A 24,592-nucleotide genomic window follows, 5' to 3' on the forward strand; every position below is an offset into this window, starting at 1 on the left:
CTCCTTCTACAAATGCTTCACTGTGCCGGGTCTGGCCGGCTTAAAAGAAGGTGGGGCGAGCCGTAGAGACTCACCCCACCCGAATGCTTGGTGCACTGTTGCGCAGGCAGAACTACTCTGCTGCCGCGCCTACGATGTTGACGACCTTGCGACCGCGACGGGTACCGAATTCAACGGCACCTGCCTCGAGTGCGAACAGGGTGTCGTCGCCGCCGCGGCCGACATTGGCGCCCGGGTGGAAGTGGGTGCCGCGCTGGCGGACGATGATCTCGCCGGCCTTGACGACCTGGCCACCGAAGCGCTTGACGCCGAGGTACTGTGCGTTCGAATCGCGGCCGTTACGAGTGGAGCTTGCGCCCTTCTTATGTGCCATGAGTTATGCCTGCCTTCGCTGAAGTTTCGTACGTGACCGATCGTGAGTCCAAAGGGACTACGCGATGCCTGTGATTTTGACGCGGGTCAGTTCCGAACGGTGACCCTGGCGCTTCTTGTAGCCGGTCTTGTTCTTGAACTTCTGGATGACAATCTTCGGTCCACGAAGATTCTCGATGATCTCGGCAGTGACGGCGACCTTCTCGAGGTCCTCCGCTGCGGAGGTGATCTTGGCGCCGTCAACCAGAAGGAGGGCGGGAAGCTTGAACGTGCTTCCTGCCTTACCGGTGACGCGGTCAAGGGTAACTAGGTCTCCTACAGAAACCTTTTCTTGGCGGCCGCCTGCGCGGACAATCGCGTACACCACTTGGGAACTCACTTCTCTCGACGATCTGACTTCTGATGAAAAAACTCGGGTGCGTCTCGGCGGCGAGCCGTTGAAGGCTCATGGTGCCGGACCCGCTCTGTGCGACCAGAACACCGCAACCCTGGGGCTGCTCGTGTCCGGTGGACATCCTTCAGGGGAAACCCCATATGGTTGCCGCCGGACATGCCGGTTAACAGGCGGATGCACCGAAGATCCAGATTACGGCAGGACGGCGCCTTCCCGCAAATCCGCGGCGCGGAGCGACCCGGCCCGCATCCGAGAGGACCGGGCTGCGTCGAAGAAGTCCCGCTCGTAGACGGAGGACCAGTGGAACGCCCTCAGCATCGCGGCCCGTTCGGTGGGCGAAGCGCATCTGTGTGCGCGGTCGGCGACACGCTTCGCCTGCGCGGTCGCCTCGGCGAATCCAGGGTCCGCGTAGGTGGCGATCCACTGTGCGTAGGGATGGACACCGTCGGGACCACGCTCCACCCCTTCGTCCCGCACCTGTTCCTGCACGTAGTCCCCCACCACGGCGTAGAGCCAGAAGCAGGGAAGGACCGCGGCCACGAGCTCCGCATAGGAGCCCCGGGCGGCCGTTGCCATGAGGTGGTCGCAGTACGCGCGCGTGACCGGATCCGCCGAACCCTCGCCGAAACGCGTCCCGGCCTCCCTCGTGAGCCACGTCCGGTGCAGCTCCGCCTCGGTCTCCAGGCACGACGTCGCGGCCCGGAGCCAGAACAGCCGCTCGTCGTCAGCGGGCGCAAGGGCCGCTGTCCGGGCGAGGACGCCGGAGTACTCCCGGAGGTACAGGGCGTCCTGCTGCAGATAGTAGGCGAAGTCGGCAGGCCGCAGGCTGCCGTCGGTCAGCCCGGCAACAAAGGGAAGCCCGAGGACGTCCCTGCGGATCGCTGCGGTATCGCGCCACGCGAGGTCGGTGAAGAGCTGGTGATGGCGGGGCTCGGGCATCGAGTGGAAGTGGTGGACCGGGCCGCTGCCACGTCCCACATCCAGGGAACACGAGGACTCGAGCGCACCTTCGAGCCAGAACTTCGCCTCACGCACGGCCTCCGGCCAGTCGGCCGTGACCGCATAGCGCGTGGCGATGGCGGACGAGAGCGAGCATCCCGTCCCGTGTGCATTCTCGGTATCCACCCGCCGGCCGTCGACGACGACCGTCTGCTCTGGTTCACCCGGCCCCTGTGGACCAGGGATGAGGGCGTCGGGGCAGCGTTCGCCGGGAAGGTGCCCGCCCTTCACGAGGACGCGCGTCCCGAGGAGCGCGGCCAGCACCTCACCCTGGTGCAGGGCCTCGGGCCAGGAGGCCGCCGGCTCGGCACCCACGAGGACGGCGAGCTCCGCGATGTTGGGGGTGACGAGGGACGCGCGGGCGGCCAGGTCGACGACGGCCCGCACCGCGTCGTCGTCGAGCAGTCGGGCGCCGCTGGTGGCAACCATCACCGGATCGAGCACGACGACGGCCGGGAGCACGTCGTCGAGCCACTGGGCGACGCAGCGGGCGACGTCAGCGCTACCGAGCATTCCGATCTTCACGGCGTCGAGCGCGACGTCGTCGGAGACGGCGTCGAGTTGCCGGCGCAGGAACTCGACGGGCGGCGTGTGCACGCCCGTGACGCCGAGCGTGTTCTGGGCAGTCAGGGCCGTCACGACCGCCAACGCATAGCCGCCGTTGGCACTGATGCTCTTGATATCCGCCTGGATACCCGCCCCACCGCTGGGGTCCGATCCGGCGATGCTGAGGATGTTGGGGATCCTGGAGCCTGCGCTCCTCGATGTTCGGGCAGCTTCCATGTGTGACATCCCTCCGCTAGGCCTGAGGCGCAGCGCGCCCACTAGATCAGGTTCGACGGGTTTGATCTCAGCCCTGCATCCGGCAGGGCACCCCGTGTCACGGGCCAGCATAGCCCAGCCGCCCTCGGGGTGGAGGCCGCGCACGGGCGCCGCACGCGCGGGAGGGCCGGAGCCCTGGTGGACTCCGGCCCTCCCGACCGTCGTGTCCGGACCTGCCGGTGCGACGGCTGCAGCCCTACAGCTCCGAGGCCGGTACTCCGACGCCGAAGATCAGGGGCTCGGCCGCTGAGGCGTCGGGCGTACGGGCGGGCGCCTGGGCACGTGACACGTGCCGCGTGCCCGACGGTTCGGCGGCGTTGTCGGTGCCCTGCGTCTCGATGGCGGTGTCCGCCGCGCCCTGTGCGCTGCGGGCGACACGACGGCGCGGACGGCGAACCGGAGGCTCGACCGGTCCTGCCGCGGGCACGTTCTGCACCGAGGCCTGCGCCGGCCTCGAATTCCCCGTGCCTGCGGACTCGGCGGGGTGCTGGACAGCATCCTCGGGATGGGAGCCGGATTCAGGGACCGACACCCGATTGAATGCCTCGCTGAGGCTGTCGAGCGTCAGGCGGGTCGACGACGGTGCCTCCGCCTCCTCCTGCACGGCCTGGCGGCGGTTCTCCGCCCGGGGCAGCGTGACCGTCTCACCGTTGATGGTCAGCACGGCTTCCGTCACCTGGATGTCCGCCTGGGCTACCGCATGATCTGCCGGCTCCTCGTGGGCATGATGGGTCGCTGCCGCGATGCTCGCCAGGGCCGCACGCGCAGCCTCCGCCTTCGCGACGCGGTCAGGGCTGTCCGCCACGGGGGCGGGAGGCGGGGTCACGACGTCGTCCTGCTCCTGGCCACCCCGGCCGCGGTTCCGCTTGCGCTCGCTGCGCGAGAGCTTGTCCTGGCGGGACTGCTGCTGGTTGTCCGGCATGGGAGGGGAACCGCGGAATTCCACGGGCTCCATGTGGGTGACGACGCCACGGCCGGCACAGTGCTCGCAGTCCTCGCCGAAGACCTCCAGCAGGCCGGTGCCCATGCGCTTCCGCGTCATCTGGACGAGGCCCAGCGAGGTCACCTCGGCAACCTGGTGCTTGGTCCTGTCCCGTCCGAGGCATTCGACCAGGCGACGCAGGACGAGGTCGCGGTTCGCTTCCAGCACCATGTCGATGAAGTCGATCACGATGATGCCACCGATGTCGCGGAGTCGGAGTTGGCGGACGACCTCCTCTGCTGCCTCGAGGTTGTTCTTGGTGACGGTCTCCTCGAGGTTTCCGCCGCTGCCGGTGAACTTGCCGGTGTTGACGTCGACCACGGTCATGGCCTCGGTCCGGTCGATGACGAGGGAACCGCCCGACGGCAGGAAGACCTTGCGTTCGAGGGCCTTGGAGATCTGCTCGTCGATGCGCGACGCCGTGAAGATGTCCTCCTCACTGGTCCACTTCTCGAGCCTGCCCACGAGATCGGGCGCCACGTACATGACGTAGGCCTCGATGGTGTCCCAGGCGTCCTCACCCGAGACGACGAGCTTGGAGAAGTCTTCGTTGAAGACATCCCGGACCACCTTGATGGTGAGGTCGGGCTCGCCGTAGAGCAGTTCGGGGGCCAGCGTCTTGGTCGAGCCGGCCTTCCGTTCGATCTCCTCCCACTGAGCGCGAAGGCGGTTGATGTCGTGCGTCAGCTCCTCCTCGCTCGCGCCCTCCGCCGCGGTGCGGACGATCACGCCGGCGTTCTCGGGCAGGCGGTCCTTGAGGATGCGCTTGAGGCGGTTGCGCTCGACGTCGGGCAGCTTGCGGGAGATGCCCGTCATGGAACCGCCGGGGACGTACACGAGGTAGCGCCCGGGCAGGGAGATCTGGCTGGTCAGGCGGGCACCCTTGTGTCCCACGGGATCCTTGGTGACCTGCACGAGGACCGGATCACCGGACTTCAGCGCGAGCTCGATGCGACGCGGCTGCCCGTCGAGGCCCGCGGCGTCCCAGTTGACCTCACCGGCGTAGAGGACCGCGTTGCGGCCGCGTCCGATGTCGACGAAGGCCGCTTCCATGCTGGGGAGCACGTTCTGCACCTTACCGACGTACACGTTCCCGATCAGGGAGTCCTGCTGTGTCCTCGAGACGAAATGCTCCGCGAGGATACCGTCCTCGAGCACGCCGATCTGGATCCTGTCGTCGCTCTGGCGGACGATCATCTGGCGGTCCACTGATTCGCGGCGCGCGAGGAACTCGGCCTCGGTGATGACCTGCCGACGCCGGCCCGTGTCCCGGGATTCGCGGCGGCGCTGCTTCTTCGCCTCGAGGCGCGTGGACCCGCGCACGCTGGTCACGCCGTCGGAGGCGGGCTCGTTGGCCTGACGGGGAGCCCGAACACGCGTGACCGTGTTGGGTGGATCGTCGTCCTCGCCACCGGTCAGCTCGAGGTCCTGGTCGCCTCGGCGGCGGCGGCGCCGACGGCGCGACGTCACGCCTGCGGCATCCTCGGGGCCGTTCGTACCCGAGCCCTCGTCGGCGTCGTCCGCCCCGGACGCCGCGGCGTCGCCGGACTGGTTCGAGTTCGACTGGCCCTGGACCGACTGGCCGGCCTCGCCGCGGGTACGGTTCCGCGTGCGGCGGCTGCGGCGCGAACGGGGACCCGAATCCTCGGTCTCCCCTTCTTCCGTCGCCTCGTCCTGCGGTGCGGCGACCCTCACGGACGGGACGGTGACGGTACTGAGATCGGGAGCCTGGAACAGCAGCGACAGCGGTGATTCAGGAATCGCGAAGGGGTCGAAGCGGTTTGCGGCAGAATCTTCCGCGGATTCGTCCGTGGCCTCTCCGGCGGGCTCCTCGGCGGCCTTGTCAGCTGCGTCCGCGGCCGGAGCCGTCACGGCGGCAGGCGTCGACGAGGGTGCGCCGGGGTCGGTTGATGCCGCAGCGGGATCGGGACCTGCTGTGCCGGCTGAATCCTGGGATTCGGCACCCGCGGTCTCGACGGGCTCGGACGCCCGGCGGGTTCGGCTCCGGGTCGATGTCCTGCGTGCGCGAGCGGGCTTCTCCTCGGCCGCAGCGGACGCATCGGCGCTGCCGGCCGGGGCGTCCGTCGCCGTGGTCGAGCTCGCGACGGGGGTGGAATCGACGGGAACCTCGTCGGCCGCGACCGGAGTGGGCTCGACGACGCGGGCCGGCCCGGCCTCGGCCGAAGCAGCACGCCGGCGTGTGCGGGGAGCGCGGACGGCGGCGGGTGCCGTCGTGGACTGCTCTGCTGCTGCGCCGGTGGTGGCTTCGGCGGCTTCCGCCGTGGATCCGGTGCCCGGTTCTACAACCGCCTGTGCATCATCGGATACCGCATCGGTGGTGCCGGCTGTAGCTGGGGCGGTCTCGTCCGTCACGACGACGGGCTTGCGGGCGCGCGTGGCCCTCTTCCGGACGGGTGCAGCAGCAGCGTCGCTATCAGCGGTTGGTTCCGGCGCTTTCGGTGGTGCTCCCGCCGGCGCGCTCGCCGTGCGGCGCTTCCTCGGCGCCTTCGCCGGTGCGGCAGCCACCTGGGGTTCCTGGGTGGGAGCGGCTGCTTCCGCGACGTTCTGTTCGTTTCCCTGCTGTTCTGACTGATCCATGGGTCTCGCTCCAAACCCCTGCGGCACCGGCCACATTCCAGCGCCCGCCAGGGCGGTATGTCGGCCGGCCGCGGGCCCTTCGCCCGGCGGCTGACCGGAAGTCGTTGTCATGTCGTCCGAGGTCACACCGTCAAGGGGGTGCGGAATCACTCGGAGACCAGTGGCGCTTTTCCACCTCAGCCGCCCTTGCGGACGGTGGGTTCCTCCAGCGGATTCCGCCTACTTCCGCCGACGGGGCGGACTCGGTAGGGCAGAAGCATCGCTCGCGGAACGGAAGCCTGTCACTGGACCGGCGTGGGAATGTGGTTCCCCTGCCAGCCTTCGTCATTGTCTCACACCACCCCTTGGAAGGGCCTGCGGCGCGGCCTGGACCCGCTCGGCGTCGGGTTCGTTCCACGTTACATCGGAAGCGACCGGCGAAAGCCGCTTGCGATGGCTGGGACGGCCGGGACCGTCAGTGCTTCGGCAGCTGTCCCGTGACCGGCGCCGTTTCATCGGCCAGCGGGCGGGCGACCGGCACCTTCGTGCCCAGGACCTGAGCGACGACGTCGTGGGTGATTTTCTGCGCGGTCAGGCCGACCCGCTCGAGCACCTGGCTGCGGGACCCGTGGTCGAGGAACTCGACCGGCAGTCCGACCTCGTTGAGCGCGGTGTCGACCCCCGCGGACCGCATCTCCTGGCGGATGCGTGAACCGACACCGCCGGCCCGGACACCGTCCTCGATCACGATCACGATGCGGTGCTCGGCGGCGATGTCGATCACGGAGCGACGGACCGGCAGGAGCCAGCGCGGATCGATGACGGTGGAGCTGATGCCCTGCGCGCCGAGCCTGTTCGATACGTCGAGGGCGAGTTCACTCATCGCTCCCACGCTGATGATCAGGACGTCGTTGTGGCGGGAGCCGGCGGGCCTCCGGGAGAGGACGTCGACGCCGTCGCCGAGCCTCTCGACAGCTTCCACTTCCGCACCGACAGAACCCTTGGAATAGCGGACCACGCTCGGTGCGTCCGAAATGGCGACGGCTTCGCGCAGTTCCTCGCGCAGCCTGGACGCGTCACGCGGCGCAGCGAGGTGGAGGCCGGGCACAGCCTGCAGCAGGGCGAGGTCCCACATGCCGTGGTGGCTCGCGCCGTCCGGTCCCGTGACGCCCGACCGGTCGAGGACCACTGTCACGCCGGCCTTGTGCAGGGCGACATCCATCAGGAGCTGGTCGAAGGCACGGTTCAGGAAGGTCGCGTACAGGGCGATGACCGGATGGAGGCCGCCGAAGGCCATGCCGGCGGCACTCGTCAGGGCGTGCTGCTCCGCGATGCCGACGTCGAAGACGCGGTCGGGATGGCGGGCCGCGAAGCGGTGCAGGCCGACCGGGATGAGCATTGCGCCGGTGATGCCGACGATGTCGGGGCGCTCATCGGCGATGTCGGCGATCTCGTTCGCGAAGACCGACGTCCAGGACTGGTGGCCGGCGGCGTCGATGGGCTCACCGGTCTCCGGATCGATGATGCCGACAGCATGGAACTGGTCCGCCTCGTGGGCGCGTGCCGGCGCGTAGCCGTGCCCCTTCTCCGTGATGGCGTGGACGATCACCGGGCCCTCGTAGTTCTTGGCAAGGTGCAGTGCCTGTTCGACGGCGGACTGGTCATGGCCGTCGACCGGGCCTACGTACTTCATCCCGAGGTCCTCGAAGAGTCCCTGCGGGGCCCACCAGTCCTTGATGCCCTTCTTCATCGCGTGGAGGCTCTTGTAGCTGAATTCGCCGACGGTGCCACCGTTCTGCATGCGCAGCTTGACCCAGTCCAGCGTGCGCTCGTAGACGCGGTGCGTGCGGACGGAGTCGAGCGTGGGACGAAGTGAGGCGAGATAGTCGGCGACGCCGCCGATGGTCGGCGCGTACGAGCGGCCGTTGTCATTGACCACGATCACGACGCGGCGGCGCTTGTCCGCGGCGATGTTGTTCAGCGCTTCCCAGGCCATGCCGCCGGTCAGCGCTCCGTCTCCGACGAGGACGACGGTGTAGCGGTCGCCCTCGCCGCTCAGGACACGGGCGCGGGAGATTCCGTCCGCCCACGAGAGCGAGGACGAGGCGTGGGAGCTCTCGACGACGTCGTGAACGGACTCTGCGCGGGAGGGGTACCCGGAGAGACCGCCCTGCTGGCGGAGGGTGCTGAAGTCCTGGCGTCCGGTCACCAGCTTGTGCACGTAGGACTGATGCCCCGTGTCGAAGATGATGCTGTCGCGCGGTGAGTCGAAGACGCGGTGGATACCGAGCGTCAGCTCCACCACCCCGAGGTTGGGGCCGAGGTGGCCGCCGGTCCTCGAGACGGTGCTGACCAGGAAACTACGGATCTCCCTCGCGAGAGCCGTCAGTTGCAGGTTGCTCAGCTTGCTCAGGTCCTGTGGGCCGTGGATTGTTTCCAGAAGTCCCATCGGCGCCTCCTTGGTTCGTTCGGCGTGGCGGCAGGTCGCCCTCGATTGACCTTAACTCTAACGTTCGGGCTTCCTGCAGGGTGCCATCGACGGCACCAGGCCGCAGCGCTTGATTCTCCCCGGGGCGTCAGGCCGCGGGCGGCAGGAGGCGTGCGAAGGACTCCATGTGGTGCGTATGGGGGTAGAGATCGAACACGCGCAGCGTGTCGAGGGTCCACCCGGCAGCGAAGAAGTATCCGAGGTCGCGAGCGAAGGACGCGGGATCGCAGGACACGTACCCCACGGCCCTGGGCCGGGCAGCAACGATCTGCCGGACGACCTTCTTTCCCGCCCCGGCGCGTGGCGGATCGAGCAGGACGACGTCCAGCGGCTCGTTCCAGCCTCCGAGTACTGCGTCCACCCGTCCCTGGACGATGGACACGTGGTCCTGGCCGTGCAGGTTGCGGCGTGCATCACGACTGGCGCCCGCCGAGCCCTCCACGGACAGGACGGCACCGTCCGGTCCGACGGCGCGGGCCAGCGGCACGGTGAAGAGACCGGCGCCTGCATACAGGTCCGCGAACCGCTCCCCGGCTGCGGGCTGGAGCCCGTCGAGCACGGCCGACACAAGGGCTTCCGGCGCGGCGCGGTGGATCTGCCAGAAGCCCGCCCCGGTGACGCGGTAGTCGATGCCGAGTACGTTCTCCTGGAGCCAGGTACGGCCCTTCAGCCGCTGCACCTGCCCCGATTCCGGACCCAGGACGCCCACCGACGCGCCGTCGATCGAGGAGGCCACCGCGGCGACTCGCCGCGGTGTTGTTCCCGATGCGGGAACGAGCAGGACGAGCGGCTCTCCCCCGCCGGACGGGACGGCGACATCGACGCGCTCGACACCACTGAGGTCGAGTGTCCACAGCCGTAGCGCGTTGATCGCGGGGACAGCCAGCGGCATCTCGCGAACCGGGAGGACCTCGTGCGAGCGGTGCAGGTGCATCGCGAGGCGACCGGCGGCATCGACGGCGAAGGCCGCGCGGCTTCGCCAGCCGAGCCCGTCCTCGGACTCCCCCGGAGCGGGCTCCACCAGCACCGTCCTGTCGGTCTTCGCCAGGCGCGTGAGTTGTTCCTCGAAGATCGCGGCCTTCAGGCGCCTCTGCTCCTCCAGCGCGATATGGCCGAATTCAGCGCCGCCGACGGCGGAACGGTTCCTAGCCGCAGCCCGGATGGCGTTCGCGACGGGCCAGGGATGCTCCACCCGGTGCGGTGACGCCTCGAGCACCTCGACGACGTCGGCTCGCCAGAAACTGGCGTCGGCGGCGGTATCGCTGAAGCGCACACGGACCCGCTCGCCCGGCAGGGCGTGCCGCACGAAGACCACCCGACCCTCGTGACGCGCGACGAAGTGGCCTCCGTGCGCGGGCCGCTCGATCGTCAGTTCCGCCGTGGTGGAAGTATCCTGCTCGCTTCCCGGGGTGGACGGGGCGGTGGCTGGTACGGCGTCGGTCATGATGTCTTCCTACTTCAGGTCCTGGTAGATCTGCGCCGCATCGGAGGATGCGAGCTGCCACGGCACACTGGCGACCATCACGCCCGGAACGAAGTGCAGGCGCGCCTTGATGCGGAGTGCGGTCTGGTTGTGCACCAATTGCTCCCACCACTTTCCCACCACGTACTCGGGGATGTAGACCACGATCAGATCGCGGGGCGAGTCCCTGCGCATGGTCCGGATGTAGTCGAGGATCGGCGTGATGGTGTCGCGGTAGGGCGAGGCGAGGACGGTGATGGGCACGGGAATCTCGTATTTCTCCCAGTCGGCGAGGGTCCGGCGTGTCTGCTCGGGATCGACGTCGACGGTGATGGCGTCAAGGCGAGACGGCCGTGAGGCGCGCGCAAAGGCAAGCGCCCTCAGCACCGGCTTGCGGAGGTGTGAGACGAGGATCACGGCGTGGACCCGCGAGGGGAGGGCCCTCAGCCGGACGGCGTCGTCGATCGCGAGCTCCGCGGCGACGGTGTCGTAGTGCTTCTTGATCCTGCGCATGACGTTGAACAGGATCGCCATCGCGAGCACCGCGATCCACGCCCCGTGCTCGAACTTGGTGACGAGGACGACGACGAGGACCGCGGCGGTGAGACCGAATCCCAGTGTATTGATGGCCCGTGACTTGTGGATCGCCCAGCGGTCCTGTTTCCCGACGGTGCTGCGGAGGATCCTGTTCCAGTGGCGGATCAGTCCGAGCTGGCCGCCCGTGAAGGAGACGAAGACACCGACGATGTACAGCTGCACCAGGGCGGTGACATCCGCCCGGAACACCAGGATGAGGACGACGGCGCCGAGCCCGAGCGCCAGGATGCCGTTGCTGAAAGTCAGCCGGTCACCCCTGGTCCGGAGCTGACGCGGCAGGTAGCCGTCCGTGGCGAGGATCGATGCGAGGACGGGGAAGCCACTAAAGGCGGCGTGACCGGCGAGCATCAGGATGAGTGCGGTCGCGGCGACGACCAGGTAGAAGGCGGGCGAACCGGCGTCGAAGACGGTGCGCGCGAGCTGGCTGACCACGGGCGCCTGGATGTAGTCCTCCGGCACGGGCCGACCGTCCAGGAGCAGCTGCGCCGCCGGATTCTGGACCACGTGCACCCGTGTGGCGTTGGCGAGGTAGATGACGCCCGCGAGCATCGCCGAGGAGATCACCCCGAGGATGAGGAGCGTCTTCGCGGCGTTGCGGCTCTGGGGTGCCTCGAAGCGGGGGACGTTGGAGCCCGGTCCCTCGAGACCGGTCAGTGCCGCGGCGCCCGCCGAGAAGGCGCGGAGGATCAGGAGTGCACCGGCCAGCCCGACGAGTCCGGCGTCGAGTGCCGGGTCCGGCACGATCTCGAACCGGGCGCTCGGCGCCTGGGCCAGGGTGCCGGTGAACGCCTGGATGATGCCGGTCAGGCACAGTGCGCCGATTCCTGCGAGGAATGCATAGGTGAGGACCGCCCGTGCCCGCACTCCGCGCGTGATGCCGCGCAGGTTCAGCAGCACGAGGACGGCGACACCGACGACGGCGAGGGTAACGCGCGCCCCCTCGATCGCCGGGGCGAGCGAGACGACGTACTGTGCGGCAGCAGAGACGGAGACCGCCACCGTGAGCAGGTAGTCGATCATGAGCGCCGACGCCACCGTGGCGCCGGCGCGGGGGCCGATGTTCTTCTTGGCGATCTCGTAATCGCCCCCACCCGAGGGGTAGGCGTGCACGGCCTGGCGGTAGGAGGCCACGACGACGAGCAGGACGGCGATCACGGCCAGGCCCACCCAGGGTGAGATGGCCACGGATGCGACGCCGGCGAGCGCGAGCGTCAGCAGGATCTCATCCGGAGCGTAGGCGACCGACGAGAGGGCGCTCGCGGAGAAGACGGGCATGGCGAAGCGCTTGGGAAGGCTCCTGTTCCTGAGCCTGTCGCTGGCGAACGGCTTGCCCACCAGTATCCGTTTGACGGCCTCGAGAAAAGTCAGCACAGCCCACAGACTAGCGCGTCCGCGCCCCCGGGCAGCCACTAGGCTGGGTGCTGGTACGGCAGGATCTACACCAAGAATCAGGGGTGCCCTCGGTGGCTCATTTTGTGATCATGGGATGCGGCAGGGTGGGTGTCAGCCTCGCGCACACGCTCGACGAATCCGGACACTCGGTGGCGATCATCGACCAGGACGACCGTGCGTTCCGGCGACTGCGCTCCTCGTTCGGCGGACGCAAGGTCACCGGTGTCGGCTTCGACCGGGACACCCTCAAGTACGCGGAGATCGGCAATGCCTACGCCTTCGCCGCCGTCTCGAGCGGGGACAACTCGAACATCCTCGCCACCCGCGTGGCCCGCGAGACCTTCCATGTCCCCCACGTCGTCGCCCGCATCTACGATCCGGGACGCGCCGAGATCTACCAGCGCCTCGGCATCCCCACGGTGGCGGCGGTCCGTTGGAGCGCGGATCAGGTACTTCGGCGGATCCTCCCGGAACAGACCATCAACGGCGACTTCCGGGAGACCTCCGGTCGGCTGATCCTGGCGGAACTCGTGCTGAGCGACGCGTGGCTCGGCAGGTCGCTGAGAAGTATCGAAGCGGCGAGCGGTGTGCGGATCGCCTACATCACGCGCTTCGGCGAGGGCACCCTGCCGACCTCCGAGACGAGCTACCAGCAGGGCGATATCCTGCACGCCATGATGAGCACGACGGCGACGGACGAGATTGGACGCGTCCTCGCCGCCGCACCGAAGGAGGACGGATCATGAGGGTGGTCATCGCAGGAGCAGGAAGTGTCGGCTCCTCCATTGCCCGCGAACTGCTCGGCAACAAGCACGAGATCCTGCTCATCGACGAGAAGCCCGAGGTGATCGGCCGCAGTGGGCTCAAGGGCGCCAAGTGGCTCATCGGTGACGCGTGCGAGCTGACAACGCTCAAGGACGCCCGGCTGGACGAGGCCGACGTCGTCGTGTCCGCAACCGGCGACGACAAGGTGAACCTCGTGGTCTCGCTCCTGGCCAAGAGCGAGTTCGGCGTCGGGCGCACGGTGGGACGCGTCAACAATCCCAAGAACGACTGGATGTTCGACGACTCCTGGGGCGTCGACGTGGCCGTGAACACTCCGCGCCTCATGACGGCGCTCGTCGAGGAGGCCGTGGAGGTCGGCGACCTCGTGCGACTGCTGACCCTCCAGACCGGGGCGTCCTCCATCGTCGAGTTCACGGTGCCGCAGGACTCACCCCTGGTCGGCAGCATGATCGGCTCGATCCACCTGCCCGAGGACTGTGCCGTCGTGGCGATCCTGCGGGACGACTCCCCCGTCACACCGAGCCCTGACGACGTGGTCGAGGGCGGCGACGAGATGTTCTTCCTCGCGGCGATCGCCGCCGAGGACGAACTGAGGGTGGCCCTGTCCGCGCGGAGCGACGGGGACGAGGCCTAGACCCCCTGCGGCCCGGTACCGGCGTCGTGCGCCGCACCGGGGGCTGCCGTCGCCGGCCGCGGACGGGACACGATCCATGCGAGCCACAGACCGAGGGCGTAGAGGGGCAGGCCCATGGCGACGCGGGTGGAGCCCAGGGCTGCGATGTTCTCAGCCAGGTAGAGCGGCACCTGCACCACCAGGCGCAGGGCCAGGACCGAGACGATGATCCATGTGGCGATCGAGTAGGCGCGAACACGCACCGGGTCCTTGCGCCACTCGATGCCCTCATTGCGGATGAAGCCGAAGAGGAGTCCGGCAAAGGGCCACCGGAAGATCACCGACGCCGCCATCGCTACGATGTACCCACCGTTGATGAAGAAGCCCGGGAGGAAGAAGTCCTCGGCATTGCCCGTCCGTAGTGCCACGAATGCACAGAACGCCACGCCGACGAGCCCGGCAAGCGCCTGCGTGACCGGTGTCTTCGTGATGAGGCGGATGACGGTGAAGACCGCGGAGGCCGCGAGCGCGGCGATGAGCGACACGGTGAGGTCCATCGTGAAGGTGAAGAGCAGGGTGAAGACGAGGCCGGGCACGATACTCTCCGCGAGGCCCTGCATTCCACCGATCGAGGACAGGACGTCGATCTGCCCGTCGTCGGCACGCCGTACCCCCGACTTCGCAGCGTACTGCGTGGCGAAGTCCGCTGCAGTGGGTCCTGCCTGCTGTCCCTTGCCCGGCTCCGCTCCGCGCGCCGACGCCGGATCCGCGGCTGCACCCGTGGGGTAAGAGGGTCCTGGATCGGCGGCCGAAGAAGGCGCGGGCTCGTTCCCGGACGCGGCCGCCGGCGGGCTCGTCGTTTCTCCGCCCGGGGCCTCGGAGGCGGGGAGGGGCTGATTCTCGGGGCGGCTCATGTGCGGACACTCATTCGTACTCCTCAGTAATCCTCAGTAATCCTCGGGGCGGCCGATGATCTCGTAGCGGGGGTTGTACACCGTGGGCGTGCCATCGACCCGGCTCAGCATTCCCTCGAACCGTAGCCCGACCCCTGCCTCGATGCCCGGTACCCGGCGCTGCCCCATCCAGATGAGGAGCACACTCTCGTGAGTGCCGTTCCAGTCGATGCGGGCGAGGGCCCTGAACGACGGCGACGCCGTCACCGGCGCGATCGTCATCCTGTCGATGATCCCGTGTGCCTTGATCCTGCCGCGCGTCGGCAGCGCGGCGGCCGCCGGGTCGGCGGATCGGACGGGTGCCTTCCCCGGTACGGACCGGGCCGCTGGGTCGTATGGGCCGACCGAGCCGGGTTCATCCTGCCGGGAGGGCACGGGCGCTAACGGGTCTCGGTGATCTCGGGCCCGCGCTCGAGGGGGTTGAGGTCCGGGCGCTGGGGCTCGGGGGCCGCCGGCGGTCCGGCTGCCGCGTCCTTCGGCAGCTTCAGCGGCAGGAGCTCGCGCGGTGGCAGGGGGTGGTCGCCGCGCACCACGACCACGCTGCGGAACAGACTCTCGATGGCCGCTCCGGCGTTCTGCTCGAGCGCCGCGGGTCCACCGAATACGCCGCGGAGGAACCACCGGGGACCGTTAATACCTACGAACCGCGCGACCCGGAAGCCTGGTTGACCGTCCGGCAGCTCGGCCGGCAACTTGGCCAGGAGCTCGGTGCCGAGCCGGCCGGGACGCTCCTCGACCGTTCCACCCTGCGACCCCACCGAGGCACCGATCTGCTCCCGGATCTCGTCCCAGAGCCCCTCGGTCCTGGGAGCTGCGAAGGCCTGCAACTGAAGCGTGGAGCCGCCGAGGTCCAGTGTCACCGCGATGACGCGCTTGCTGCGCTCCTCGACCTCGAGGCGCAACTGCAGACCCTCCGCGGCATTGATCCTGAGGGCGCCGAGGTCGATGTAGCCGTTCTCGGTGTCCTGCTCCGATACGTCGAACGGCCCGAGGGTCGTGCGGTCGTACTCTGCACTCGAGACGTGTCCGGCTGGAACGACCGGCGCCGCTCCAGCGCTCGCGACGCCGTCGGTCGCGGCCGGGGCTCCTCCTGCGTCCTGGGTCCCCACTGCCTGTCCACCGTCGACAGGCGCAACCGCATCCTGGCCCGGCGCCTGCTCCGGCCCCGGGCCGGTCTCCGGCGCCTGCTCCGTCTCCGGTCCGGTTTCCGTCTCCAGCTCGGTTTCCGTCTCCTGCTTCACCGACGCGTCGCTGGCGTCGTCCTGCTTCTTCTTCCTGAGGCGCCCAAAAGCCATTCCGGGTCCCTTTCCTGATGACGTGGTCTCTTGCCTGAATTGTGGGGGTGCTGCGTCCGTGCCACGCGCGTGGCACGGTGGATCAGCCGCCTGCAGGAATGCCGACGACGGCGGGGGGGGAGTCCAGGCTCCCGAAGCCTCCGGTCGAGCCGAATCCGCCGGTGCCCCGCACGCTCACGGGCAGCTCATCCACGACGTCGAAGACGGCGTGCTCCACGCGCTGGATGACCAGCTGGGCGATCCGATCCCCCCGGACGAAGCTCACGGTCTCACTCCGGTCCGTGTTGAGGAGGCAGACCTTGATCTCACCCCGATACCCGGCGTCGATGGTTCCTGGTGCGTTGACGATCGTGACGCCGTGCCGTACGGCGAGGCCGGATCGGGGGTGGACCAGTCCCGCATATCCGGACGGCAGGGCGATCGCCACGCCCGTCGGGACGAGCACGCGCTCACCGGGCTCCAGCACCACGTCGACCGCTGTCCGCAGGTCGGCGCCCGCGTCACCGTCCGTCGCGTAGGAGGGAGGCTCGAGACCGTCGTCGAGCATCAAGATCTGGACCGGGAGGTCCGGTTGTGCACTCATCGACGTACCCCTTGATGTACCTATGACCGCATCTGCCGACGCAGGCTATCCGGTTACCAGCCCCCCACTTTAGCGCCTTTGCCGGGGCCCTACCTGACAGCTCACGGCGCAGCAGCGACGCCGCCACGCTCGCCATGCTGCGCCTCCGCCGCTCCTCTGCATCTCCCCCGCCGCACGTCCTCCCGGCGCCTCACCGGTCGAACCACCCGGGCTCCACCGTCGGAGATGAGGTCACCGGGAAAGGATGAAATGCTGGTGTCATGTCAAGCGCGTCAGGGGAAGCTCCCCAGAACACACCCGACCAGGCCGTCCTCTACGAGGAGCGCCTCTGGCCTTCGCCGTGGGTCTGGCTGATCGCAGCGGGATTCTCCTCGGCGACGATCGTGATGTTCGCCCCCATCTCGATGGGCGTCGGGTACGGCGTCGCCGCCGTCGTCGCGGTCATCGTCTTCACGCTACTGATCCTGTCGACACCCCGGATCACCGTCACGGCGACGACACTGACCGTGGGTCGTGCCACCATCGAACGCCAGTACCTCGGGGCGGTGGAATGGTTCGCCGGCGAGGACGCCACCTATCAGCGCGGTCCCGGCCTGAACGGGATCGCGTACCTGTGCATCCGCGGCTGGATCTCGCCGGTGGTCAAGATCGAAGTCACGGACCCCGAGGACAGGACGCCCTACTGGCTCGCATCTTCCCGCAACCCCGAGCGCCTCACCGCCGCCCTCGTCGGCTGACCAGCTGCGGTCCAAGCCCCTCGAATCAGCCCTCGCAGTCCATGCAGTACAGCCGACCGCCACGGTCGTGGGCTATCTGCGATCGATGACGCACGAGGAAACACGAGGCGCAGGTGAATTCGTCGGCCTGCGCCGCCAGGATCTGTACCGAGATCTCCTCGCTGGAGAGGTCCGCTCCGGGCAGATCGAACGAATCCGCCGCCTCGAGCTCTTCCTCATCGATCAGCGCGGCGCTCCGGGCACCCTGCTCAGCTGCCTGCCGGGCTGCCGGATAATCCGTCAGCCCCGGAATGCTGGTGTCGCCGCCGTCGTCGATCGTCGTTCGCGGTGCGTCGTAGTCTGTCGCCATACCTGTTCTTTCACGCTCCATGATGTCTGGACATGCTTCAGCATGTGCTCCACGGCTCCCACAACGCTGGAAACCCCTGTTTTGTGCCCTCAGCCGCAGTGGTGCCCGCCACGCCTGACCGCGTAGTAGGAAAGGCCGCCATTCAGTGGCAAAGTTTCCCCTAGATATTATTGTCGGCTGGAGGAATTGATGCAGGAGTTACGCCTGATGGGTGTCCATGAGGATGGCGAACATCTGCTGTTGAGCGGCGAGATGGGCTCGTCCTACAGACTGCCCATCGATGACGCGCTGCGCGCCGCGAGTTCCGGCGCATCCGGATCACCCGACACAGCGCCACAGCCACGCCCTGCAGAACCTCGCCAGAAAGCGGCGAAAGCACCGGTCCACCTCACGCCGCGTGACATCCAGGCCCGCATCCGCTCCGGCGCGACGGCGGAGCAGGTTGCCGCGGAATCGGACGCCGACCTCGTCCATGTCCAGCGCTACGAGGGTCCGGTACGAGCCGAGCGCGACTACGTGGCCTACCTCGCGCAGCGCGTCGAGGTGGCTACGCCGCTTCCCAGCCATGACGGGTACAGGTCGGCGTTCGGGGACAATCCGGCACTGCTCGGCGACATGGTCGCGTTCCGCGTCCAGAGTTACGGGATCGATCCCGGGTCCCTCGAGTGGGATTCATGGCGCCTGCAGGACGGCTCGTGGCACGTCGAGGCGTCCTTCGATCTGCCGGAGGATTTTGCCGTCGATCTCGGCGAGCAGCCGCCGGCACACTGGACCTACAATCCAACCCGCAAGACCGTGGTGAACGGTAACCGTTGGGCCCAGGTGCTCAGCGAACTCGAGCCGCTCGACGGTCCCCTGCCCGCACGGCGCCTCAGCGCCGTCGCGGACCGCGTCTTCGACTTCGAGGCGGAGAAGGAGGACGAGGCCCCCGACGCGACGGACGCGGACCAGGACGGTCTGCTGGACGTCCTGCGCTCACGCCGTGGGCAGCGGCTGGGAGCCGACGAGGACGGCGACGACGCCCTCGCGGAACTCCTGACCCGCGGCAGCATCCCTGCCGCACACCCCCGAGACGACGGGAAGGGCCCGGACGCCCCGGAGGAGCAGGACGCCGTGATCCCAGGGCTGTCGCTCGCGCCTCGTGCGGCGGATGACGAGGGCATCGGACAGGTCACGGATGAGCCGGGAACGGAATCCACGCACCACGACGACGGCACCCCGCGGTTGCATGACGGCGTCAGCACGGAGACGCGCGAGATCAGTATCTTCGCGCAGCCCTCACGGAGACTCCAGCCACCCTCCCCGGTGAAGCAGCCCTCCAAGGGTGATGCCGCACCCGGAACAGGAACGCGCGACGGCGTGGCCAGGGACGCCACGCGGGACGCACCGAAGGATCCCGCCAAGGGCGCCGGCAAGGACAGTTCCGACGCCACTGCCGAGCGCAAGGCCAAGCCGAAACGGTCGAGTGTACCCAGCTGGGACGATATCGTCTTCGGCCGCAAGGGCGACTAGCAGGAGGACATAGCGCCGTCCTGTAGGGAGCGGTCCTTCAGTACAGTGCCTTCCCGCGCACCCGTCAGCGGGCGCGGGCTCCGTGTTCGCACTCGTCAGCCGGCGAGGTCTGCGCCCTGCAAACGCGCGGAGCCGTCGTCGGATGGGGCGCTCTGTTCGAACGGCAGGGGCACCTGGTTCACGTAGAGCGAGGGCGAGGTCCGAGACGTCTGCTGCCGCATGTGGTGGCGTCGGCACAGGGTTTCATAGCCGACCACCGGCTCACGAAGCGAACGATCAGGACGATCCGGCGATGTGGCGACCGTCGTGTCGGCATGCGCGGTCGGGGCCTCCGGCTCATGCAAGTCGAGTGAGGCGTCAGTATCCTGGTCGACGGGCAGGTCGACATCGCCCACCACCATCTGGTCGCCCTCGACGACCATGACGCCATCGAGCGTGCGCGCGTTGTGCGTAGCACGCTTCCCGCACCAGCACAGGGCCTCGACCTGCAGGACCTGCACGCGGTCCGCGAGCTCGATCAGGCGCTGGGAGCCGGGGAAGAGTCGCGTGCGGAAATCGGAGGTGATGCCGAAGCTGAAGACGTCGATCTCCATCTCATCCACGACGCGCGCCAGCTGGTCGATCTGGTCTGTCGAGTAGAACTGCGCCTCGTCACAGATGACGTAGTCGATCCGGGCGCCCATGGTCTGGCGAAGCGTCATCTCCGCCCAGAAGTCGGTGTCCGGAAGAACTTCGATGGCCGGGACCTGCAGTCCGAGACGGCTCGAGATCATCGACTCCCCGGCGCGGTCGTGGGAACTGAAGAGCAGCCCACGCCGGCCCCTGGCCTTGTGGTTGTGATCCATCTGCAGGGCGAGTGTCGACTTGCCGCAGTCCATGGTGCCCGAGAAGAACAGCAGCTCAGCCACGGCGTGCCCCGGTGCCACTGGTGCGGTGAGGACCGCCCGCCGGCTTCGTCACGGTCAGGAGCGGGATATCCCGTTCGGCGCGGGTGAGGGATCCGTGCTGGCCCACCATGTCGAACGCGGCAGCCTGCACGCGTCGCCCATCGGTGAGGGCGATCCCCTCCCGAGCCAGCACGAGCAGGTCACCGATACGGGGCAGGACGACGTCGCTCACCTCGCCGAAGTAGCCTTGGGCCACGGCTTCGTCGCGCGTGAGGATCCAGGCGCGCGTGCCGTAGGCCTCGTCCCACCGGGCAGCGAGCGCATCGCGGTCGGCCTGTCCGAGGCCCGCGTCGAGGTAGAGGTGCAGCATGCGGGCCTCGCCGCCCGTGTGGGCCACGCCCTCCACGAGTTCGGAGCGCTCCGAGTAGTCGATGCGCTGTGAAGCAGGCACATCTACCATCCCGTGGTCCGCGGTCAGGAGCAGCAGTGTGTCGGAGGGAACCCGACGGGCCAGCAGCTTCAACGCCGAGTCCAGGTCCTCGAGGGCCCTCACCCACTCCCGGGAGTCGACGCCGTGGCGGTGGCCCGCCTTGTCGAGGTCGTTGACGTAGAAGTACATCAGCATGTTCCCGGCCTTCGCCAGCTGCTCCGCGGCCGCGTCGACGCGGGCATGGATGGTGTTCGCCCCCACGAAGAGTCCACCGCGGAGCGCAGCGCGCGTCATCGGCGAGTCGGCGAAACGGGGCTGGCTCACCGTGACGACAGGCAGGTGCCCGGCCACCCGCTCGAAGACGGTCGGGTGGGGCTGCCAGACGAGGGGGTCGACGCCGGCATCCCATCGGCCGAGCATGTTCACCACGCGGTCCTGAGCCGGATCGAGGACGTCGTAGCCGACCATGCCGTGCTGCCCGGGTGGGAGTCCGGTGCCCAGGCTGGCGAGCGACGCAGCCGTCGTCGAGGGGAATGCCGACGAGAGGACGCGGGCGGAATCGAGGCTCTCACGAAGGAATGGCGCGTGGGCGGCGTACTTCTTCAGCAGCGTCATGCCGAGCCCGTCCACCATGACGACGGCGACGCGTCGGGAGGCGGGCAGGGACAGAACGTTGGTGAAACCGTCGACGCCGAGGGCGGCAGCTGAACTGGTCAACACCTCGGCCACGGTCGATATGCCGTAGGCGGGCGGAGCCGGGAGGGGCTCCCTGTGCTGTAGGGGCATCGACCGCTACCGCTGGTGGTGCGCCCGGTTGAACCGTCCACCGAAGCCGGGCTGGCGACGAGGAGTCGCGTCGGCTGCCGCAGCGTAGCCGCCGGCCACAGGGCTGGCCGTATTGACCTTCCGCAGGGCACGGGCGAAGGCCTTGGCGTTCTGCACCGCCTGGGCACCGTCTGCCTCGGCGCTGACGCGCAGGACGATGTCCTCCTGCGCGACGGTCCCCGTGAAGCCGTGATCGGCATCGCACTGGGGATCCCCGCAGCTGGCCGGGCCGATGTCGAGCCGTTGCCCTCCCGACCAGGCGATCGCGAGCGTCATCTCGCGCACCTGATCACTGGGCTTGTAGTCCTGGGGCTGCGCGTAGAGGTAGCTGAGGACCACCGAGCGGATCTGGCTGACCGGAACCGATTCGGTCGAGATCTGCGCCGTGACCTGCTCACCGGCGTCGTCGAGCTGCTGGTCGTCGACGTGCGTGATGACGAGCATGTCCTCCGTCAGCACGAGCACCGTGATGTGCCGATGCACCTCGGTACGCTCGAAGTGCGTCTCGAGGTGCGCGACATGCGACAGCGGCTCGCGGCCGTCGAGGGCGTCGTGGACGACATCCGCCACGAGGCGCGGGTAGAAGCCCGCCCGCTCGAGCGATGCATCGAGGTCACGCCACTGGGCGGAAAGCGATGGGGTCATGCCCCCAGTTTCCCCCACCGGGCCGCGTTGTGCCTAACCAGCGGGCGTCAGTCGCGCATGGCGCGACGCGCACTGTCGGTGCGCCGTTGGGGATTACCGACGTCGATCGCTGCACTGAGGATCGTCAGACCGGAGGTCGCGACCAGCACGGGGTTGAATTCGAGCAGGGCGATATCGGGGTGGTTGTCCTTCATGAGGGCGACGCGGGCCACGAGGTCCTCGATGGCCGGCACGTCGGCGGGCGGCAGGCCCTGGTACCCGAACAGCTTGCGGGACGCCCGTGGCGCCCTGACTAGGTCCGTGATGTCGCCGGTGCTCAGCGGAGGGACCGCGTGCGCCCAGTCGTCGAGCAGGTTGACGGCGTCACCCGCCAGGCCGAAGGAGACGACGGGCCCCATGAGCGGGTCTTCGATGGCTCGGATGCTGCAGGCCTGCCCGGAGGGAGCCATGGACTGCACCTCCATGCCGAAACTGCCGAAGGACGCCAGCATCTTTTCCATGTGGGTGATGTTGCGCCGGAGCGACTCTGCGTTGTCGATACTCAGCCGAACACCGCCGAGGTCCAGGCGATGCCGCAGGTGCTCATCCATCGTCTTCAGTGCGACCGGCCACCCCAGCCGGGTCGCCTGCTCGATCGCCTCCTCCACGGAGGAGAACCGGGCCGATGGCAGAAGTCGGATCCCGTACGCGGCCATGAGGTCGGAGCACTCGCTGGGGGTGAGGCGGGTGAGTTCGACGTCAGCGACCCGGGCCCGGCTCTCCGACAGGACGCGCGACGCCGCATCCACGTCGACCCCCTCCGGGTCGAGGAAATCGCCGTGGTCGCGAGCACGCCACTGGGCATAGCGCACGACGGCGCCCAGCGCGGCAAGTGCCGACCCCGGGCTGGGGAAACAGGGCAGTCCCCGCTGGAGGGGCAGGGCGGGCCCGGCGTCCTCGACCCCCTCGGCCGTCGCTGTCGCTGTCGGCCCGAGCACTGCAGCATCCGAGGTTCCCGCGTCGGTCGCCCTCAGCGGACCCGGCTCCGCACCGCCGGACGTTGCGGCCGCGACGAGCCCGTCGAGCTGCAGGCGGACGTCGAGGATTCCGGTGAAGGAAGCGATCACGGGCTTGCCGGCGGCCTCGGCGCACTGCTGCAGGCGAGCGGCGACGGCATCGGCCGTCAGACCACGCGCGGGAAGAGTCGTGACGACCGCCGCGTGGACGGCATCATCGGCGAGGGCACGATCCACGGCTGCGGCGAGTGTGCGCAGCGCCTCGGACTGCCCGGTGTCGAGCTCCAGATCGGTCTCCAGGCGTGCGACGACCATGCCCTGCGAGACGACGCCGTCGGCCACCACCTTGCCGAGGGCGGACGAGTTGCTGAAGAGGGCGATGCCGGCACCCCCGGGCAGGGGCTGGCTTGCGACGATCTGCGCGATATCCATGAGCTGCTCGGTGGTCTCGACACGCATGACACCCGATTGCCGGAGCATCGAGTCCAGTGCACCAGGTGGAGCCTGCGTGGTCCGCACTGCGTGCCCGGGGGGCAGCTGGAGTCCGGTGACGTCGGACTTGGCCACGATGACGGGTTTCGTCCTGGCGAGCCGGCGTGCGATCCGCGAGAACTTCCTCGGGTTGCCGATCGACTCGAAGTACAGGCCCACGGCGCGCGTGGTGGGATCGTCCTCCCAGAACTGCATGGCGTCGTTGCCGGACACGTCGGCGCGGTTGCCCGCCGAGATCACGGACGACACCCCGAGCCCGCGGCGGTGCGCACTTGCGTAGAGCAGCACGCCCAGCCCCGCTGACTGGCTGAACAGCGAAAGAGCGCCGCGCGCCGGCAGGTCGGGTGCCATCGACGCGTTGAGGCGGACCGTCGGATCCGTGTTCACGAGGCCGAGTGACGCCGGCCCCACCACGCGCATGCCGTGCGCGCGGGCCTTGTGCACCAGGGCGCGCTGCCGGACGATGCCGTCGCCGTCGTCGTCGGCATAGCCCGCCGTCACCACCAGGAGACCCTTGACGCCCGCGCGGGCGCATTCGTCGACGACGGCCTCCACCTGATCGTGCGGCACCGCGATGACGGCGAGGTCCACGGCCTCCGGCACCTCGGCCAGGGACGCGTGGGAGATCATTCCGTGGAGCTCGAACGCCTCCGGATTCACGGCGTAGACCCGACCCGTGTAGCCGCCGTCGATCAGGTGCTCGAGGAGCGTGTAGCCCACGGTGCCCCATTCACGGCTCGCGCCGATCACCGCGACCGACGACGGCGTCAGGAGTTCTGCCATGCTCCTCGCCTCGGCGCGGTGCTCGCGTGCCTCCATGACCGCCTGCGACCTGCGTGTGGGGTCGATGTCGAAGCTCAGCATCACGACGCCGTCGTCGAAGTGCCGCTCCACCTCGTAGCCGGCCTCGGCGAACACGGTGATCATCTTGCGGTTCTCGGGAAGGACCTCGGCGGAGAAACGCCGGATGCCGTTCTCGCGTGCGGCGACGGCCAGGTGTTCGAGCAGGATGGACCCCACGCCGCGGCCCTGGTGATGGTCCGAGACGTTGAAAGCTACCTCTGCCTCGAGTGGATCGTCGAGGCGGTCGTAGCGGCCGATGCCGATGATGTCGGTACCCCGCGTGATCACGAATGCCACGCGGTCGTGGTGGTCCACCTCGGTGAAGCGCGCGAGCTCCTTCGCGCTGAGCTTGGCCTTGTAGGTGAAGAACCGGAGGTAGATGGAATTCTGCGACTGATGCATGTGGAAGGCCTGCACCGCGTCCGAGTCCGACGGGGAAATCGGCCGCAGGTGCGCCGTCCCGCCGTCGCGCAGGACGACATCAGCTTCCCAATATTCCGGGTATTGTCCGTCCGCCACCATAGACTCAGGGTAGTCGGCATCCCCCGGTTGCAGGCCCCGC

At 68.6% G+C, this 24,592-nt stretch carries 20 protein-coding genes and 1 riboswitch; of the genes, 4 read left to right on the top strand and 16 right to left on the bottom strand.

Annotated features, from left to right (window positions below; genetic code table 11):
- Positions 1-112 precede the first annotated feature (112 nt).
- The 7 genes from rpmA to RCH21_RS10550 form a co-directional block, all read right to left on the bottom strand.
- A complete protein-coding gene (rpmA, locus tag RCH21_RS10520) occupies positions 113-373 on the bottom strand; it encodes a 50S ribosomal protein L27 (RefSeq protein ID WP_028280075.1) in 261 nt (86 codons plus the stop codon).
- Between the two features lie 57 nt (positions 374-430).
- Complete coding sequence (gene rplU / locus RCH21_RS10525) at positions 431-739, bottom strand: 50S ribosomal protein L21 (RefSeq protein WP_120149157.1); 309 nt, start codon at positions 737-739, stop codon at positions 431-433.
- Between the two features lie 219 nt (positions 740-958).
- Complete coding sequence (gene thiD, locus RCH21_RS10530; protein WP_326964331.1) at positions 959-2,548, bottom strand: bifunctional hydroxymethylpyrimidine kinase/phosphomethylpyrimidine kinase; 1,590 nt, start codon at positions 2,546-2,548, stop codon at positions 959-961.
- Positions 2,540-2,653: riboswitch (TPP riboswitch) on the bottom strand. It overlaps the preceding gene by 9 nt.
- A 130-nt stretch (positions 2,654-2,783) precedes the next feature.
- The gene (locus tag RCH21_RS10535) at positions 2,784-6,167 is read right to left on the bottom strand and encodes an Rne/Rng family ribonuclease (protein WP_326964332.1); all 3,384 of its coding nucleotides are present in this window, start codon (positions 6,165-6,167) and stop codon (positions 2,784-2,786) included.
- A 454-nt stretch (positions 6,168-6,621) separates the two neighbouring features.
- Positions 6,622-8,595 (bottom strand): 1-deoxy-D-xylulose-5-phosphate synthase, encoded by a 1,974-nt coding sequence (gene dxs, locus RCH21_RS10540; protein WP_120149160.1) that lies wholly within the window; start codon positions 8,593-8,595, stop codon positions 6,622-6,624.
- Positions 8,596-8,722: 127 nt separating this feature from the next.
- Positions 8,723-10,078 (bottom strand): class I SAM-dependent RNA methyltransferase, encoded by a 1,356-nt coding sequence (locus RCH21_RS10545; protein ID WP_326964333.1) that lies wholly within the window; start codon positions 10,076-10,078, stop codon positions 8,723-8,725.
- Between the two features lie 9 nt (positions 10,079-10,087).
- On the bottom strand, positions 10,088-12,064 hold the full coding sequence (locus tag RCH21_RS10550) for an APC family permease (RefSeq protein WP_326964334.1): 1,977 nt from the start codon (positions 12,062-12,064) through the stop codon (positions 10,088-10,090).
- Positions 12,065-12,156: 92 nt separating this feature from the next.
- Between RCH21_RS10550 and RCH21_RS10555 the strand changes: the two genes are divergently transcribed.
- Positions 12,157-12,831 carry a potassium channel family protein gene (locus RCH21_RS10555; protein ID WP_120149287.1) on the top strand — a complete coding sequence of 225 codons (675 nt, stop codon included), beginning with the start codon at positions 12,157-12,159 and terminating at the stop codon, positions 12,829-12,831.
- Positions 12,828-13,505 (top strand): potassium channel family protein, encoded by a 678-nt coding sequence (locus RCH21_RS10560; RefSeq protein ID WP_120149162.1) that lies wholly within the window; start codon positions 12,828-12,830, stop codon positions 13,503-13,505. The genes RCH21_RS10555 and RCH21_RS10560 overlap by 4 nt, the downstream gene beginning before the upstream one ends.
- Here RCH21_RS10560 and RCH21_RS10565 read toward each other — a convergent pair.
- The 4 genes from RCH21_RS10565 to dut form a co-directional block, all read right to left on the bottom strand.
- The gene (locus RCH21_RS10565) at positions 13,502-14,398 is read right to left on the bottom strand and encodes a DUF3159 domain-containing protein (protein WP_326964335.1); all 897 of its coding nucleotides are present in this window, start codon (positions 14,396-14,398) and stop codon (positions 13,502-13,504) included. The two genes, RCH21_RS10560 and RCH21_RS10565, sit on opposite strands and share 4 nt — an antisense overlap.
- Positions 14,399-14,431: 33 nt before the next feature.
- The gene (locus RCH21_RS10570; RefSeq protein WP_326964336.1) at positions 14,432-14,812 is read right to left on the bottom strand and encodes a hypothetical protein; all 381 of its coding nucleotides are present in this window, start codon (positions 14,810-14,812) and stop codon (positions 14,432-14,434) included.
- 5 nt (positions 14,813-14,817) lie between these two features.
- The gene (locus RCH21_RS10575; RefSeq protein WP_326964337.1) at positions 14,818-15,732 is read right to left on the bottom strand and encodes a DUF3710 domain-containing protein; all 915 of its coding nucleotides are present in this window, start codon (positions 15,730-15,732) and stop codon (positions 14,818-14,820) included.
- An 82-nt stretch (positions 15,733-15,814) separates the two neighbouring features.
- Positions 15,815-16,315 (bottom strand): dUTP diphosphatase, encoded by a 501-nt coding sequence (dut, locus tag RCH21_RS10580; RefSeq protein ID WP_326964338.1) that lies wholly within the window; start codon positions 16,313-16,315, stop codon positions 15,815-15,817.
- A gap of 260 nt (positions 16,316-16,575) precedes the next feature.
- Here dut and RCH21_RS10585 point away from each other — a divergent pair, with 260 nt between their 5' ends.
- On the top strand, positions 16,576-17,052 hold the full coding sequence (locus tag RCH21_RS10585; RefSeq protein ID WP_326964339.1) for a DUF3093 domain-containing protein: 477 nt from the start codon (positions 16,576-16,578) through the stop codon (positions 17,050-17,052).
- A gap of 25 nt (positions 17,053-17,077) precedes the next feature.
- Here the strand turns inward: RCH21_RS10585 and RCH21_RS10590 are convergent, their stop codons facing one another.
- Complete coding sequence (locus RCH21_RS10590) at positions 17,078-17,401, bottom strand: DUF4193 domain-containing protein (RefSeq protein ID WP_326964340.1); 324 nt, start codon at positions 17,399-17,401, stop codon at positions 17,078-17,080.
- A gap of 189 nt (positions 17,402-17,590) precedes the next feature.
- Between RCH21_RS10590 and sepH the strand changes: the two genes are divergently transcribed.
- Entirely contained in the window at positions 17,591-18,913 is a 1,323-nt protein-coding gene (gene sepH / locus RCH21_RS10595) for a septation protein SepH (RefSeq protein ID WP_326964341.1), read from the top strand.
- A gap of 95 nt (positions 18,914-19,008) precedes the next feature.
- Here the strand turns inward: sepH and RCH21_RS10600 are convergent, their stop codons facing one another.
- From RCH21_RS10600 to RCH21_RS10615, 4 genes are read right to left on the bottom strand one after another with little or no spacing between them, the layout of a single operon-like run.
- The gene (locus RCH21_RS10600) at positions 19,009-19,821 is read right to left on the bottom strand and encodes a thymidine kinase (protein ID WP_326964342.1); all 813 of its coding nucleotides are present in this window, start codon (positions 19,819-19,821) and stop codon (positions 19,009-19,011) included.
- On the bottom strand, positions 19,814-21,016 hold the full coding sequence (locus tag RCH21_RS10605; protein ID WP_326964343.1) for an alkaline phosphatase family protein: 1,203 nt from the start codon (positions 21,014-21,016) through the stop codon (positions 19,814-19,816). Before RCH21_RS10605 ends, RCH21_RS10600 begins: the two co-directional genes overlap by 8 nt.
- A gap of 6 nt (positions 21,017-21,022) precedes the next feature.
- Positions 21,023-21,700, bottom strand: coding sequence for a DUF5998 family protein (locus RCH21_RS10610; protein WP_120149170.1), 678 nt, complete (start codon positions 21,698-21,700; stop codon positions 21,023-21,025).
- 47 nt (positions 21,701-21,747) lie between these two features.
- Positions 21,748-24,552, bottom strand: a complete 2,805-nt coding sequence (locus RCH21_RS10615; RefSeq protein WP_326964344.1) for a bifunctional acetate--CoA ligase family protein/GNAT family N-acetyltransferase — start codon at positions 24,550-24,552, stop codon at positions 21,748-21,750.
- Between the last annotated feature and the right edge of the window lie 40 nt (positions 24,553-24,592).

This window comes from Arthrobacter sp. PL16 (assembly GCF_035985055.1).
GTDB lineage: Bacteria > Actinomycetota > Actinomycetes > Actinomycetales > Micrococcaceae > Arthrobacter_D > Arthrobacter_D cheniae.